The organism is Secundilactobacillus paracollinoides (assembly GCF_001702155.1).
GTDB classification, from domain to species: domain Bacteria; phylum Bacillota; class Bacilli; order Lactobacillales; family Lactobacillaceae; genus Secundilactobacillus; species Secundilactobacillus paracollinoides.
Genome location: NZ_CP014912.1, coordinates 506,874 through 520,461, shown reverse-complemented (window position 1 = coordinate 520,461; position 13,588 = coordinate 506,874). Strand labels below are relative to the sequence as shown.

Below are 13,588 nucleotides of genomic sequence, written 5' to 3'. Positions count from 1 at the left end.
TCGAATTAATCCAGAGTGAGCTGATACTGATGACTTTCACGTTTGATAAACACGCCGTAAATCATCAGCGCAAGAGCAATGATGCCCATAATCAAACCAACGGGTGCGATAGCGTGGGTGAAAACCAGCGAGGATTGGTAGATCACAACGGCGACCATGTAGGCCACTAGGGTTTGATAGCCAACCGCCCGCCAGGTCCAGCCGGTGTCGCCGAACTCCTTGTACATGGTCCCGATAGAGGCAAAACAAGGGGCACACAGAAGGTTGAAGGCGAGAAACGCGTAACCAGCCATTGGGGTGTAATACCCGCGCAGAACGCTGGCAAATGCGGCACTGGAGCTGCCGGCGCCAAACGTGATGTGCAGGGTGCCGACGCAGTTTTCCTTAGCAATCAGACCGGCGAGGACAGCCACGGTGGCGTGCCAGTCACCGAATCCAAGTGGGGCAAAGACTGGTGCAATCAGGGAACCAAGTGTTCTGAGAATACTGTGGTTTTGGTCGACCATTTGCAGCTGCCAGTTGAAGTTGGACAGGAACCAGATCACAACACAGGAAAGAAAAATGATGGTGCCGGCCTTGATGATGAAAGACTTGGCCCGCAGCCAGACGCTTTGCACCAGGTTGCTGACCTTTGGAAAATGGTAGGCGGGCAGTTCCATGACAAATGGGGCTGGGGCGCCTTTGAACATCTTTGTTTTCTTGAGGAAGACCCCGGAGCCGATAACGGTGAGGATGCCGATGAAGTAGGCGGAAGGGGCGACCCAGGTGTTGTTTGGAAAGAAGGTCTCGCTGACCAGCGCGATGACGGTGAGTTTTGCCGAACAGGGCATGAACGTTGTCAGCATAATGGTCATCCGGCGGTCCTTTTCGCTTTCGATGGTTCGGGTCGCCATGATGCCGGGAACGCCGCAGCCAGTTGCAATCAGCATGGGGATAAAGGATTTTCCGGATAAGTTGAAGCGGTGGAAGATCCGGTCCATGACAAACGAGATCCGCGCCATGTAGCCGCAGTCCTCAAGAATGCCCAGACAGAGGAACAGCATCATAATCTGCGGCAAGAAGCCAAGGACGGAGCCGATCCCGTTGATGATCCCGTTAACCACGAGACTTTTGAGCCAGGGGGCAATATGTAAGGCTGTTAAGGCAGCGGTGGCGCCGTTTGGAATCCATTTACCGAATAACACGTCGTTCATCCAGTCACTGCCGATGGTGCCTACCGTTTGAATGGACAGGTAGTAGACCACCCACATGACCATGACGAAAATGGGCAGGGCCAGGAAGCGGTTGGTGACAATTTTATCTAGTTTATCGCTCATCGATTCGGTGAAGTCATCGGTATCGACCACGCACATGTTGATGACTCGCGCGATGAAGTCGTAGCGAGCGTTGACAACGATGCTATCGCTGTGGTCGTCGAAGATTTTCTCGGTGTCTTTGATGATGCCGTCAATTTCGGCTTGTTGCGCATCGGTGAGTTCGATGAGGTTACCGATTTCTTCGTCACGCTCAAACAGCTTAATGGCGAACCAGCGCTGCTGGGATTCGGAAACGACATTCTTGATCTGTTTGGTGATCATGTCGATGGCGGACTCGAGCCGGGCATCGTACTTTGGATAGCTGTAACAGATCGGATGTTCCTTTGCGTCCTTGACTTTATTGACCAGTTTATCGATATGTTCTTTCCGCAGGGCGCTGATGCTGACCACTGGTACGCCCAACATATAGGAAAGTTTCTTTAAATTAATGGTCCGGTTACCCTGTTTTTTTAACAGGTCCATCATGTTCAGGCTGATGATAAGCGGGGTGCCAGTTTCCATGACTTGCAGTGTGAGGTAGAGGTTACGTTCTAGATTGGTGGCATCCACGACGTCTAAGACTTCGTCGGGATGTTCTTCCAGCAGGTAGTTTCGGGTAATGATCTCTTCTGAACTGTAAGGGGACAGGGAATAGATGCCCGGGAGATCTTGAATGTCATAATCTTCATCATGCTTGAGCTTGCCGCTCTTGCGATCGATCGTGACGCCCGGCCAGTTACCGACGTGCTGATTGGTGCCCGTTAACGCGTTGAACAGCGTGGTTTTGCCACTGTTAGGGTTGCCAATGAGGGCGAGGTCTGTCTTGTCCATCTTCATATCCATGTTCATGTCCATTTCCATCGTTACACCTCTTCTAGTAACACACAGCTGGCATCGGCTTTCCGGAGACTGAGTTTGTATCCGCGCACAAGCAATTCGATTGGATCGCCCAGCGGAGCAACTTGGTTGATTTTGATCATGGTGTTGTTGGTCAGCCCCATGTCCATGAGCCGGCGCCGTAACGCCCGGTCACCGACCATTTTCCGGACGATGCCGGACATGCCGACCTTGAATTCAGCGAGCGGCTTGAGTTTGGCCGGATCACTTTCGTTAACGCTGCGAACAACGATACGTTGGGCAATGTCGAGACTGATGGCTAAGCGCTGACCCTGAAAGAAGATGACCATGCCGGAAGATTCAGCGGAAACAGAGACCACGGTAACGGCTTTACCGGCAATCATGCCCATTTCGGATAAGTGCCGAACGAGCTTCTTGTCGCCTAAGACCTGAATAATAATGTATTTGCCGCGGTTCTTTAGTTCGGAGAGTGCTTCCATCGTCATATGCCTCCAGTGATCCACCATTAAATTAAAATCTGGTTAGTATTCAAATAATTAGTATCTATTATATTCCAATATCCCCATTTTAGACACTAGGGAATTGCCCTAAATATAGATAAATGGAATATATTTAACAAGCAGTATAATAGGCTTTTATTTCATTTAAAAGTGCGGTATGTTAACACTAGATACTTTATTGGCATAGTTTTTTCGTGGTAATAATTCTGAATTATATAAAGAATTGTGATAAGAATAACAGTTGCGGAAAACGAAGTGGGTGCCGAATCGTGATGCGATGCAGTTCTAGTGATACTCAATAGTTAAGAAAAATTGACTTGAAGGGTGGACTACATGGCATTTTTCGTGCCCGATTTGTTAAAATAGACAGTGGATAAGGAATAATTAGCCGACAAAATATACGGCGGACGACTATTTAAACTAAAAATGGAATGGTGAATAAAATGAATGTTGAACGGTTTATTAACGCACGTAAGGCGTTAGGCATGTCCCAGGCCGAACTGTGCGAGGGTATTTGTACCCAGGCAACGTTAAGCAAGTTTGAGAGCTCCGGCCGCACACCAGCTGTTAGAATTTTGGTACAACTGTGCGCACGTCTGGGTTTAAAACTCGATGATGTGTTCCCAATCAACCAACCGGCTAAATTGGAAGTCCACCATATTTTAGACACAGCTGAATTTAAGTTGATTACAAGTGAATACGAGAGTCCCTTGGCTGACCTGGATGGAATTAGTTTTGACCATTTATCAGATGAAGGCAAAATGCAGTACTTCTTTATCAAGGGGTATCTGACGGCGTTAACGGATGAGCCCATTTCCGATTCGTTGTACTACTTCAATATGATCTTAAATGATCTGGATAACGAGCACCGAACGATTTACTCCCAGCTTGCTTATACGGGCAGCGGGGTCGCGTACAGTCGCAACAATGAGAACGAAAAGGCGGAATTTTATTTCCAAAAGGTCTTTGATGACCTGCAAAAGCTCCTTTTAAATAGCAACAAGGCCATCTGGCGCGCGCTAAACATGATCTATTACACGGCGGAATACTATAACCGAATCGGCGACTACAAAACGAGCGACGGTTTGCTGAACTACGGCTATGACGTGTGCTCAGATAAGCGCGTCACGTACTACATCGCAAAGATCTGCTTCCTGAGGGCGCAAAACTTGAAGGCAAGAAATGGCGACGAGGCGCAGATCATTGAAGAGTTGAATGACGCCAAGGCGTTTTCGAGGTTGAATCATAATTATAAGTTGATTGAGAAGATTGAGAGTTTTGAGGAGCAGAGTGTGTAGCAAGGCGGGTTAGGGGCGGTGTGTAAGGGACTCTGACGGAAAATCCCGGGCCTGGATTTTTTGTCAGAGTCCCTTACACGTTAGCCCCGTGCGGAACACGTTTCGGCAATGTGAAATCAAAGCACGTCGCAAGAACTACTTGGAGGACCAAAAGCATAATCCCGGTCCTGGATTTTGTGCCGGAAGTTGCTTACGCAGTAGCCCTCAGCCTTGCGGAACACGTTTCGGCACGGTGAAAGTGGAGCACGTCGCCAAAATTACTCGAAGGCCAAGCAGCAGAAAAGTCAGGGTCTGACTTATAGACCAGAGTCGGTTACACGTTAGTCTCGCCTTGCGGAACACATTTCAGCAATGTGAACTCAAAGCACGCCGCAAGGGAGTATTCTGCAAACACCTCACCCAAATCAAAAACACTCAAAACACCGCACCAAACCCGGGAGGCCAGCCCTCCTTTTTTACTGCCCACAACAAAAACCGACACCACCAAATATTTTTTTGCCAGAGTCACACACAACTGCCATAAATATTCTGAAAATATGTTAAACTTGAATTATTATTTTATACTTTCCAGGCGGCCTTATCTTGTGAGGCTGCAAACTAAACTAGGAGTCAAAACACGAGCTGCCGCGATGGTGAATCGTGTATAACGAGAGTAAGAGGGGTGCACCATGGTTCGTAAACTTTGGCGCCAGTTTCCACAGGTGCAAAAAGAACTCACACAACTTCAACCATACTTATTAAAGGTGATTACCTTACCGAACCAACGCATTCACGTGAAGATTACCCAATTGCTGTCAGCTGGGGGTAAACTGCTGCGACCGGGATTCTTCTACTTATTTAGTGAGTTTGGCGATGAGCATGACGATGACCGGCTTCGCGCAGGCGCAGCGTCGCTTGAATTGCTGCACGTGGCAACGTTGATTCACGATGATGTCATCGACCGGTCACCGTTACGGCGTGGTGTGAAGACGATTCAAACGGAGTACGGTTCACGAAATGCCATTTACGCTGGCGATTATTTGTTCACCGCGTACTTCAATGAAGTCTTGAAGGCCTCGTCTGATCCGGCAGTGTTGAAGCTTCAGATCAACAGCATGCGCGAGATCCTAACGGGCGAGCTTGATCAAATGGATCTTAACTACCGGTTCAACGTGAGCGAGGGCGAGTATTTAAACGAGATCACGGGTAAGACGGCGGTACTGTTCTGGTTAAGCTGTCATCAAGGGGCCGCTATAGCGGGGGCTTCGGAGGCCGTGGCGACGCTGGCTGGCCAAATTGGGCTGACTATCGGCCGCGCCTACCAGATCATGGATGACATTTTGGATTACGATGGCGACGAGAAGGCAACGCGCAAACCTGTCTTGGAAGATCTGAAGTCGGGTGTTTACTCACTGCCTTTGATTCTGGCACTACAACAGTCACCAAAGGTCTTTAAGCCATTATTGAAAAAGAAACAAGACATGACGGATGCCGACGTGCTTGAAGTGCAGCGGCTTGTCATTGAAAACAAAGGTGTCGAACTGGCCAAAGCCCGGGCAACCGAGTTCACCGAACAGGCCCTTGACCTCATCAGCAGTTTACCTGATGTTCCTGTCAAACAGGACATTGACCGGTTAACGCGGTGGCTGCTGACGCGGAACCAATAATTGATATGAAATACCCCTTGCCAAATTTGGCAGGGGTTTTTGTTTGCGTTCTGTGTTCGTTGCATTGCGCGATTTGGCACTCCGTTGTAGAGCGTGGAGGAAAACGGTTTGAGGGCGGAGCCTAAGCAACTCTGATAGAAATACCCGGGTTTGGTATTTTTGTCAGAATTGCTTAGGCAGTAGCCCTCAGTTTTCCGGAACGCGTTTCAGCTATGTTGCCGAGAAATACTGTTTAGTCCGTTGCATTGCGCGATTTGGCACTCCGTTGTGGTGGCTCGCGAATGAGCTAACTCGATTTCTGCTACGCAGCTCTCGAGTGGATCTCATTCGACTCGCATATCACTAGGTGGCCGAAGACCGCGCCCACCAAGTGATATCGACACCACAACTCCGTGCCAAATCGCTCCATTCCACTGACTGTGAGCTCATTATTGATACTTGCTAAGTATTGCAATACAGTCAATGCCAGTTCCTAGATTATCCGCACTCGACTGCAGGTCAATCATATTGTGCGAACCTAGGTCTGCTGAATTGGTGTTGAAGATCACTAATAGTGATTCACCAACGATGGGACAAACTTTGGGAATTCGACATCACGTAATATTCACCACAACTGTTAGCGTAGTGGAGCCGTAGGAGATCCTTGAATTTCTAGTTCACATTGCGGAAACGTGTTCCGCAGGCCAACTCCCTACTGTGTAAGGCAACTTTGCCAGAAATTCAAGACCGGAATTTCCGACAAAGTCGCCTTACATTCCGGGAGTTACCCGGCCTGCTCCACACTTTTGCCTCAGCCTGCAGGGCCGACCGGCGGAACGAAGTGGCAATAGAAAACAGAAGAACCTGAGAAATGATTTCTCAGGTTCTTCTTAATATCGATTATTTCTTGTAAATTGATTTTGGTTCACCATAACGACTGCGAGCCCAAGTTTTTTGTAACCACGGGACGAACCAGTAGTCCAGGCCAATGCTGCGGCCGGAGCCGTTCATTAAGGCGAGGGCGACGAAGAGGACCCAGCTGGTGGCCCAGGTGTGCAGGAAGACGAAGAAGCCGATGATGATCAGCAGGTTCGCGGTCCAAGTTCCTAAGCCAAGGAAGATGAGACAACCGAGGATCAGTTCGCAGTAGGCAATCCATCCCTGTCCGGAAATGAGCCACGGCATCGTGCCGTTGACATTGGCGAGGCCATCAATGAACAGCCCAAGTCCAAAGAATAACCGCAACGGTACTGACCACAGTACGTTAGATTGCCGTGAGGTGTGGTAGCCGAAAACTGTCCGGCCGTTTGCTGTGCGGAAGAATTCATCCAACAGGTACTTGAAAAAGTAGTAGCCAGAGCCGATCCGCATGAGATAGAGGAAGTTTGTACAGTGCTTAATGATCGTTGCAAACCACCCACGAACACGTTTGCCGCCAAAAACCTGCGCGATACCGTAGCGGGCACCGAAGGAAACAGCCAAGCCCATCGATTTGTCGGTGAAGATGGTGTAGTTTTGGGTGCCGTTGATGTCAGCCGCAACGTTCTTAGCGATGATCAGGGCTTCGTTTTCAGCCTCTTGTGCGGTCTGTGGGACGGCCCGTTCAGCACCGTCTTCCGTTGCGTTGGCGTCATCACCGGCGACGTAGACACTCTTGTCTTCTAGCCCCTGTGCTTGCAGGAAGTGGTTGACGACTAACCGGCCGCCACGACCAGCTTCAATGCCGAATTCATCAGCGATGTGGTTGGTCTTCACACCGGCCGTCCAGATCAGCGTGTTCGTTTGGATTGGGTCTTGGTCCTTGATCTCAACGGAGTCTGGGTTGACCTTAGTAATCATGGATTCTGTCCGGATTTCAACATTGTTTTTCTTCAGGTAAGCTTCTTCATGGGCGGCGTTGGTGCGGTCCAACATGTTGGTGATGGTTGGCGCAGCTTCGACCATGATGATCTTGATTTCGTCTGGATCCAGTTTGTTTTCTTTTGCCAAAACTTTGCGGTAATCGATAAGCTCGCCGACCGTTTCAGCACCGGTGAAGCCGGACCCACAGACAACCAGCGTTAGTTTTGCAGCGCGCTTCACAGGATCGCGTTCGATGGCACCTTCGCGGATGATGGTGTTGATGTGGTCACGCAGTTTGATAGCGTCTTCCATGGACCACAACGTCAGCCCGTTTTCAGCAACACCAGGGGTGCCGAAGTCGTTTGGTTCACCACCAAGACTGATGACGAGACTGTCAAATGGATAGGTGTCGTTTTCGGCAATCACGAGTTTCTTATCAGTGTCGATCTGTGACACGGTGTCGGTGACCAGTTGAACGTTGCGTTGCTTATGGAACAGGTTTTCCAAATCATACTGCACAGCATCGGGCTGGACCCGCTCTGTGGCAACTTCGTGTAACTGGGTCAGATAAGTGAAGTAGGAGTGACGGTCGATTAAGGTAATGGTCACGTCGGGGTTAGACTTGAACTGCTTAGCCAACTTCTTGGTTGCTAAGACCCCCGCAAATCCGGCGCCGATGACAACGATATTTTTACTCATGAAATGATTCCCCCCTGATTCAGTAAAATAATATAGAATAATTATAAATTAATAACACTTATTATAATCAATTACCGCTATTACTTCAATGAAACACGCCCATATATTGTGGTTCACAAGTCAATTGCGACAGGGGCGACCTGCTGTTTGTTTGGAAAAGGTTAATCATAGGGAATGACCTGATTGAATTCACTTGAAAGGTGTATGCCAAAATTATAAATACCTTGTTGACTATCTTATTGAGAATATCAAAGAAAAAATGCACAAAAAAACGGAATCTGCAGAGAGCAGTTCCATTTTTTTTGCATTTAATACAAATCGTAAGGAAAATTCAACAACTTCGCCAGTTGAACCAGATCATCCCGATAATCGCCATAGACCAGCGCGAAGTGGGATTCATAACCGTGGCTGACAAACTGGTCAACAAGGTCAGTCACATCCTCGGTCATTTTGATTCGGCCGGAAGCGCCATTAAACTGCGGTTCCACGTCCTCGGCCTCGCCACTGGTAATGGCCAGCGAGTAGCCGTCCTTGGCGTTCCAGTGCACCCGCAACATGGTGACCTGACCCGGTTTCAATACCATATCCGGGCTGACCGGCATTTTGCGGTTCGGGTGAACACTGGCCTTCACGCCGTACTTTGGGTTCGCCAGCGAGAAGGCGCCGTAGTCGTGCCAAGTCGTGATGGAGTTGTCCTCGGGATCCATGCTGGAAAGGTCGCCAAGGAAAACGGCATCGCGGTTCGGTGTCAGCTGTTGCAGGACGTACATCGATAGCGCACCGTGAATATCACATTCCATCGCCGTTGGCAATTGCTCGTCACAAAGCTGGGACCACACGGCACCGGGCGCACTGTGATACTTGTCGAAAAAGTCTGGCCAACAGCGGGAAGCCAGGGCACCGAGGTTATCCTGTTTCTGATAACGGCGCATCAGGGTCGCAAACTTGACGTAGCGGGTGGTTTCATCCGCCTTGGTGTCCAATCCGTCAAAGTGCGCGTCGGCGTACGCTAGCTGGTCGTCGTAATCCTCGCCGGTGACTTTTTCGGCAGCGTCGAACGCGTCGTCGATATTGTAATGTTTCAGCGTGGTACCAAACGTTTGCGCGAGTTCGTCTGCATTGGCGTCTGAGAAGAAGAAACCAGGCGGGTAGGTGCCGACCACACCAATGTTTAACGCAGCCAGATCTGATTTGACCTGGGCAGCTTCGACGAACACCTTGATCTTATTTTGGACGGCCGATTCATCTGGGTTGCCGTAGAGGTGTTCAAACGGATGATGCTGACTTGCCAGATAGTTGCCAGAACTCATGATGCCAGTCAGCGCGTTAAACCGTAGCCAGCCGTGGACGCTTGGTTCGCGCGGCGCCAGGAGTAAGATTGGCGTCGTTGGGTAGTACCGGTGAACCAGCTGGATAAATTCAGCATCGGTAAACGTTGTGTTTTGGAAAATGATACCGCTAATTGCTTTATCGTGGATACTACCGAGGTAGCTGCTCAGTTCCGTTGGGTCGCCCAGCGCATCTTTCGGTTCAAGCACATCATACTTAGCAAGAATCTTCTTCGTTGTTGCCATAATCGTTTCCGCCGACTTAGCATCAAACTTTCGCCGGACAACTGGTAAATATAAGATTTGAGACATTGATTGAGTACTCCTCTTCTCGTTTTAAATTTTTTAGATTGGATAGTATTCCGTTGCATTGCGCGATTTGGCACTCCGTTGTGGTGGCTCGCGATGAAGCTAATTCAGCTGTCGCTGTGCGCCATCTGAATGGATCTCCATCGTCTCGCATGTCACTAAATGGCCAAAGAACGGCCATCAAGTGACATCGACACCACGGTTCCGTGCCAAATCGCTCCATTCCACTCACGTTGGGCTATCTGCTTAAATAGGTTAAGTATCAAATATGAATTAAAGCCGGTTCGCAGATTATCCGCACTCGACTGCTGGTTAACTATCAGCAGTTAACCTAATGACTTGTGCGAATGGATAACGCGGTGAATATACAGGATGCGATATTCTTGTTGATCTAACGTAGAGTTAACTGATAGGTGCCTAATTCAGCAAGTATTAGCGGAGTGGAGCCGGTCGGCATTGCAGGCAGTCGTGTCGGTGTCTGTTGGCGAGGGTCCTTTCCTCGCCTACAAACACGGGAGACGGAGGAGATCCTTGAATTTCTGGTAAGAAATTCAATAGCTCCGGAGCGACCCATTACAGCCTGCAGGGCCGACCGGCGCAACGCAGCGAACGTTACAGTCTATCTTCGACAACTGGGTTGATCGTCGTATTAATCCCAGAAAGCCCAACAAACGCACCGTTGTTCACCATCCGTAAGTTCTCCGGATGGGTCAGCAGCCACTTGTTACGTTGGAATAACAGGTCGTCTGGTTTGCGTTTGGAAGCAAGTGGGCTGTTGGTGCCGTCAGTTAAAACGACAAGGCACTTGAAACCGGCCGAGTCGACCGCGCATGGTGCGAAGTGCATCGTGGTGGGGTAGACTTCGATAGCGGTACCTTGCGGAATGAAGAAGGCGTGGGCCTTACTGGACTTCAATCGTTTGTCAACGAGGTTCTGGCGTTCAGCGAAAAACAAAACGAAGTCGGTGGCGGCTAAGTTGAGTTCGGAACAGTTGTGAAACTCAAACGCGTTGAGCTGGTTGCTGTGACCGTTGCAGTAGCCAATTTCGATGGGCTGCTCGCCGTAGAAATTTCGCGCGATCTGTTGGCGCTGGGTGTCATTTAAGAACTGCGGGTCATTTCTCGCGTATTGGTTGCCGGTCGCCGGAATGACCGTTTGCGTGTTTAACGTATTTAACAGGTTGGCTTGAAAGGGCAGGTCGATGACTTGGCCAAATTGGGAAAATTCTGGGTCGGTGACGGTTTTGATCGTCACGTCAGGGTTGGTGTGTTGCAGGTCAGATAGTGTTGTCATAGGCTACTCCGTTTTCGTGTTGTCCCAGGCGTCTTGGAATGTCTTGAGGCCGAGGTCGGTGTACGGGTTGGTAAAGCTGGTCTCGTAAACGGACAGAGCGCAGGTGACGATGTCGGCACCCTAAATGGCGGCCTGTCCCAACTGCTTAGCGGTCCGAATTGCGGCAACGATAATTTCAGTGTCAAAGTTGTAAGTCTTATAGATGTCCACGATGTCCTTCACGTAGGATAACCCGTCGTCACCGTAATCTTCGCGCCAGCCGACAAATGGGGAAACGTACTTGGCGTGAAGTTTGCCGGGCATGATCGACTGCGCTGCTGAGAACACAAGGGTCATGTTGGTGCGGATGCCCTGCGCTTCCAACCGGCGGGCCGCAATGATGCCTTGTTTGTTGGTTGGAATTTTAATGACAAAGTTCTTTGAAATGGCGCTGATGTCCTTGGCATACGCAACCATGTCGTCGGCGTTGTCCAGGTGCGGGTTAATTTCCACAGATACGGGGAAGTCTGGTTTGTCAGCCACGTAGTCTGCGATGTCTTGGATGGCTTTTTTAAACGGCTTCCTACTGTTCATGATGTGCTTTGGATTGGTGGTCACACCGTCAAAGCCGTATTGCTCGTAAGCAATTTTGATTTCGTCTAACTTGGCACTATCTAAAAAGTATTTCATTAGTAATGATCCTTCTTTCAAGTTTTAAAAACAGTGAAGACAATTTAGTTGGATTCTTCGATAACGGGTTCGGCAATTTGCTCGGAACCGCGACGTTTCAGCAGGTCCGTCACGATCTTGCTGTACTTCTTTTCAGTCAGGGAGTAGGCCCAGTACATCAAAATGATGGTGGCAATCGATAGCACAGCCGAGTAAATGAACATCAGCCCCCGAATCCCCATGAGCGCGGTTGCGGTCTGTGTTGCACCTGGCACGTAGCCGACCCAGGCCAGCACGATGCCGGGCAGGAACCCAGCAATGGCTTGGGAGAGTTTCCGGAAGTAGGTGAAGAATGAGTAGACCATGCCTTCAGTCCGAATCCCGGATTGCCACTCGCCGTATTCCACGCAGTCGGACACAAGTGCCCAGTTCAGCGCACTCGTGAAGCCGTCGCCAAGGTAGGCGATGCTGGTGAAGAAGACCAGCAGGAAGGTGTTGCTGGCGAAGAAGAAGCCGAGAATGTCCGCGATGGCCCAGATGGCACAGCCCATCATGTAGACGTACTTTTTATCGAACCGTTTCGTTAAAATGGGTGCCAGCAGCACGGACACGAAGACCATGCCGATACTGAAGAAGCCGAGCCAAGATTCAGCGGTCATATCTTTGAGAATGTACTTACAGTAGTAGACCTGGACGGTGAGCTTGAGGTTAAAGGCGGAGAACGTAAACAGGTTCACGAAACTCAGCGTGATCAGCGGCTTGTTACGCAGGAGGGCTTTAAATGATTTCTTGAGCTCGGCCTTGCTGACCTTTTCCTTCTTAGGCGCCGAATAATTTTCCTTAATGTTGGCGTAGGAATACCACTGCGCCAGCACGCCGACGATGGCGAAGATGACGACGGCGATCGAGTAGCCGATCTTCTGGTTCGGCAGCGCTTCAACAATCGGCATAAACCCGATAGTGGCAATCATCAGCCCCATGTTGGAGCCAGCCTGCCGCCAGGACGCTAGTTCCGACCGCTCCTGACTATTTCGCGTCATCGTTGGGATCATCGACCCGAACGGCACGTTTGAAATACTGTAACAGGTCCCAAACAGCATGTAGGCGATGTAGGCCCAGATGAGTTTACCGGTCACTGAGAAGTTTGGCGTACTGAAGTTAGCAATCAGCAACAGCGCCAGGGGAATCGCAGCCCACAGGAGAAACGGTCGGAACTTGCCCCGTTTCGTAATGTTGGTTCGATTATCGATCCACGTCCCCACTGCCATATCGGCAAACGCGTCCCAGATCTTTGCCACCAGGAACACCGTCCCAGCAGCGGCACTTGGCAGGCCGACCTGATCTGTAAAGTAGTTCAACAGGTACAACTGTCCCATATCAAACAGGAAGTTATTCCCCATATCTCCCACGGCATAGCCGATCTTATTTCGCAACGTCACCATTCTTGGTGCTGTCTCATTCTGCGCCGTTGCTGCTTTTGTTTCTGTAGAATCCATTTAAGTGTAGCCTTCTCTCTTAGGTTTCAGTTTTTATATTGTCTTTTTAGTCCGTTGCATTGCGTGATTTGGCACTCCGTTGTGGTGGCTCGCGATGAAGCTAATTCGATTTCTGCTGCGCAGCTCTCGAATGGATCTCCATCGTCTCGCATGTCACTAGGTGGCCGAAACCCTCGCCCACCAAGTGACATCGACACCACAACTCCGTGCCAAATCGCTCCATTCCACTCACTTTGAAGATAATAATTACGGAGACTAAGTATCGAATCGGAATTAAAGCCGGTTCATAGATTATCCGCCCTCGACTGCGAGTCATCGGAAGTGAGGTAACGATATGATACCTACTGTTACCGTAGATGATGGTGATTGCAATGAATGCTACTTAAGATTGGGTGTT

9 protein-coding genes are annotated in these 13,588 nt (G+C 49.7%); 2 read left to right on the top strand and 7 right to left on the bottom strand.

Features of this window, described 5'->3' with window-relative positions; genetic code table 11:
- Positions 1–5 precede the first annotated feature (5 nt).
- Together feoB and AYR61_RS02075 are read right to left on the bottom strand one after the other, a co-directional pair.
- On the bottom strand, positions 6–2,126 hold the full coding sequence (gene feoB / locus AYR61_RS02080; protein WP_054710361.1) for a ferrous iron transport protein B: 2,121 nt from the start codon (positions 2,124–2,126) through the stop codon (positions 6–8).
- Between the two features lie 32 nt (positions 2,127–2,158).
- Complete coding sequence (locus tag AYR61_RS02075; RefSeq protein WP_054710245.1) at positions 2,159–2,632, bottom strand: FeoA family protein; 474 nt, start codon at positions 2,630–2,632, stop codon at positions 2,159–2,161.
- Between the two features lie 452 nt (positions 2,633–3,084).
- Here AYR61_RS02075 and AYR61_RS02070 point away from each other — a divergent pair, with 452 nt between their 5' ends.
- Positions 3,085–3,951 (top strand): helix-turn-helix domain-containing protein, encoded by an 867-nt coding sequence (locus AYR61_RS02070; protein WP_056987462.1) that lies wholly within the window; start codon positions 3,085–3,087, stop codon positions 3,949–3,951.
- Positions 3,952–4,619: 668 nt separating this feature from the next.
- A complete protein-coding gene (locus AYR61_RS02065) occupies positions 4,620–5,597 on the top strand; it encodes a polyprenyl synthetase family protein (protein WP_065901398.1) in 978 nt (325 codons plus the stop codon).
- A gap of 879 nt (positions 5,598–6,476) precedes the next feature.
- Here AYR61_RS02065 and AYR61_RS02060 read toward each other — a convergent pair.
- The 5 genes from AYR61_RS02060 to AYR61_RS02040 form a co-directional block, all read right to left on the bottom strand.
- Positions 6,477–8,117: an NAD(P)/FAD-dependent oxidoreductase gene (locus AYR61_RS02060; protein ID WP_054710256.1), complete on the bottom strand. Its 1,641-nt coding sequence runs from the start codon at positions 8,115–8,117 to the stop codon at positions 6,477–6,479.
- Positions 8,118–8,425: 308 nt separating this feature from the next.
- Positions 8,426–9,757, bottom strand: a complete 1,332-nt coding sequence (locus tag AYR61_RS02055; RefSeq protein ID WP_065901397.1) for a hypothetical protein — start codon at positions 9,755–9,757, stop codon at positions 8,426–8,428.
- Between the two features lie 609 nt (positions 9,758–10,366).
- Positions 10,367–11,047, bottom strand: coding sequence for a DUF4867 family protein (locus tag AYR61_RS02050; protein ID WP_065901394.1), 681 nt, complete (start codon positions 11,045–11,047; stop codon positions 10,367–10,369).
- A 120-nt stretch (positions 11,048–11,167) separates the two neighbouring features.
- On the bottom strand, positions 11,168–11,716 hold the full coding sequence (locus AYR61_RS02045) for a transaldolase family protein (RefSeq protein ID WP_225356503.1): 549 nt from the start codon (positions 11,714–11,716) through the stop codon (positions 11,168–11,170).
- Between the two features lie 44 nt (positions 11,717–11,760).
- Positions 11,761–13,191 carry a glycoside-pentoside-hexuronide (GPH):cation symporter gene (locus AYR61_RS02040; RefSeq protein WP_065901392.1) on the bottom strand — a complete coding sequence of 477 codons (1,431 nt, stop codon included), beginning with the start codon at positions 13,189–13,191 and terminating at the stop codon, positions 11,761–11,763.
- Positions 13,192–13,588: the final 397 nt, after the last annotated feature.

What these genes read in the sequence shown, in the direction of transcription:
- AYR61_RS02040 (WP_065901392.1), bottom strand. Translation starts at nt 13,191, where the DNA reads ATGGATTCTACAGAAACAAAAGCAGCAACGGCGCAGAATGAGACAGCA.
- AYR61_RS02045 (WP_225356503.1), bottom strand. Translation starts at nt 11,716, where the DNA reads ATGAAATACTTTTTAGATAGTGCCAAGTTAGACGAAATCAAAATTGCT.
- AYR61_RS02065 (WP_065901398.1), top strand. Translation starts at nt 4,620, where the DNA reads ATGGTTCGTAAACTTTGGCGCCAGTTTCCACAGGTGCAAAAAGAACTC.
- AYR61_RS02055 (WP_065901397.1), bottom strand. Translation starts at nt 9,757, where the DNA reads ATGTCTCAAATCTTATATTTACCAGTTGTCCGGCGAAAGTTTGATGCT.
- AYR61_RS02070 (WP_056987462.1), top strand. Translation starts at nt 3,085, where the DNA reads ATGGTGAATAAAATGAATGTTGAACGGTTTATTAACGCACGTAAGGCG.
- feoB (WP_054710361.1), bottom strand. Translation starts at nt 2,126, where the DNA reads ATGGACAAGACAGACCTCGCCCTCATTGGCAACCCTAACAGTGGCAAA.
- AYR61_RS02050 (WP_065901394.1), bottom strand. Translation starts at nt 11,047, where the DNA reads ATGACAACACTATCTGACCTGCAACACACCAACCCTGACGTGACGATC.
- AYR61_RS02060 (WP_054710256.1), bottom strand. Translation starts at nt 8,117, where the DNA reads ATGAGTAAAAATATCGTTGTCATCGGCGCCGGATTTGCGGGGGTCTTA.
- AYR61_RS02075 (WP_054710245.1), bottom strand. Translation starts at nt 2,632, where the DNA reads ATGGAAGCACTCTCCGAACTAAAGAACCGCGGCAAATACATTATTATT.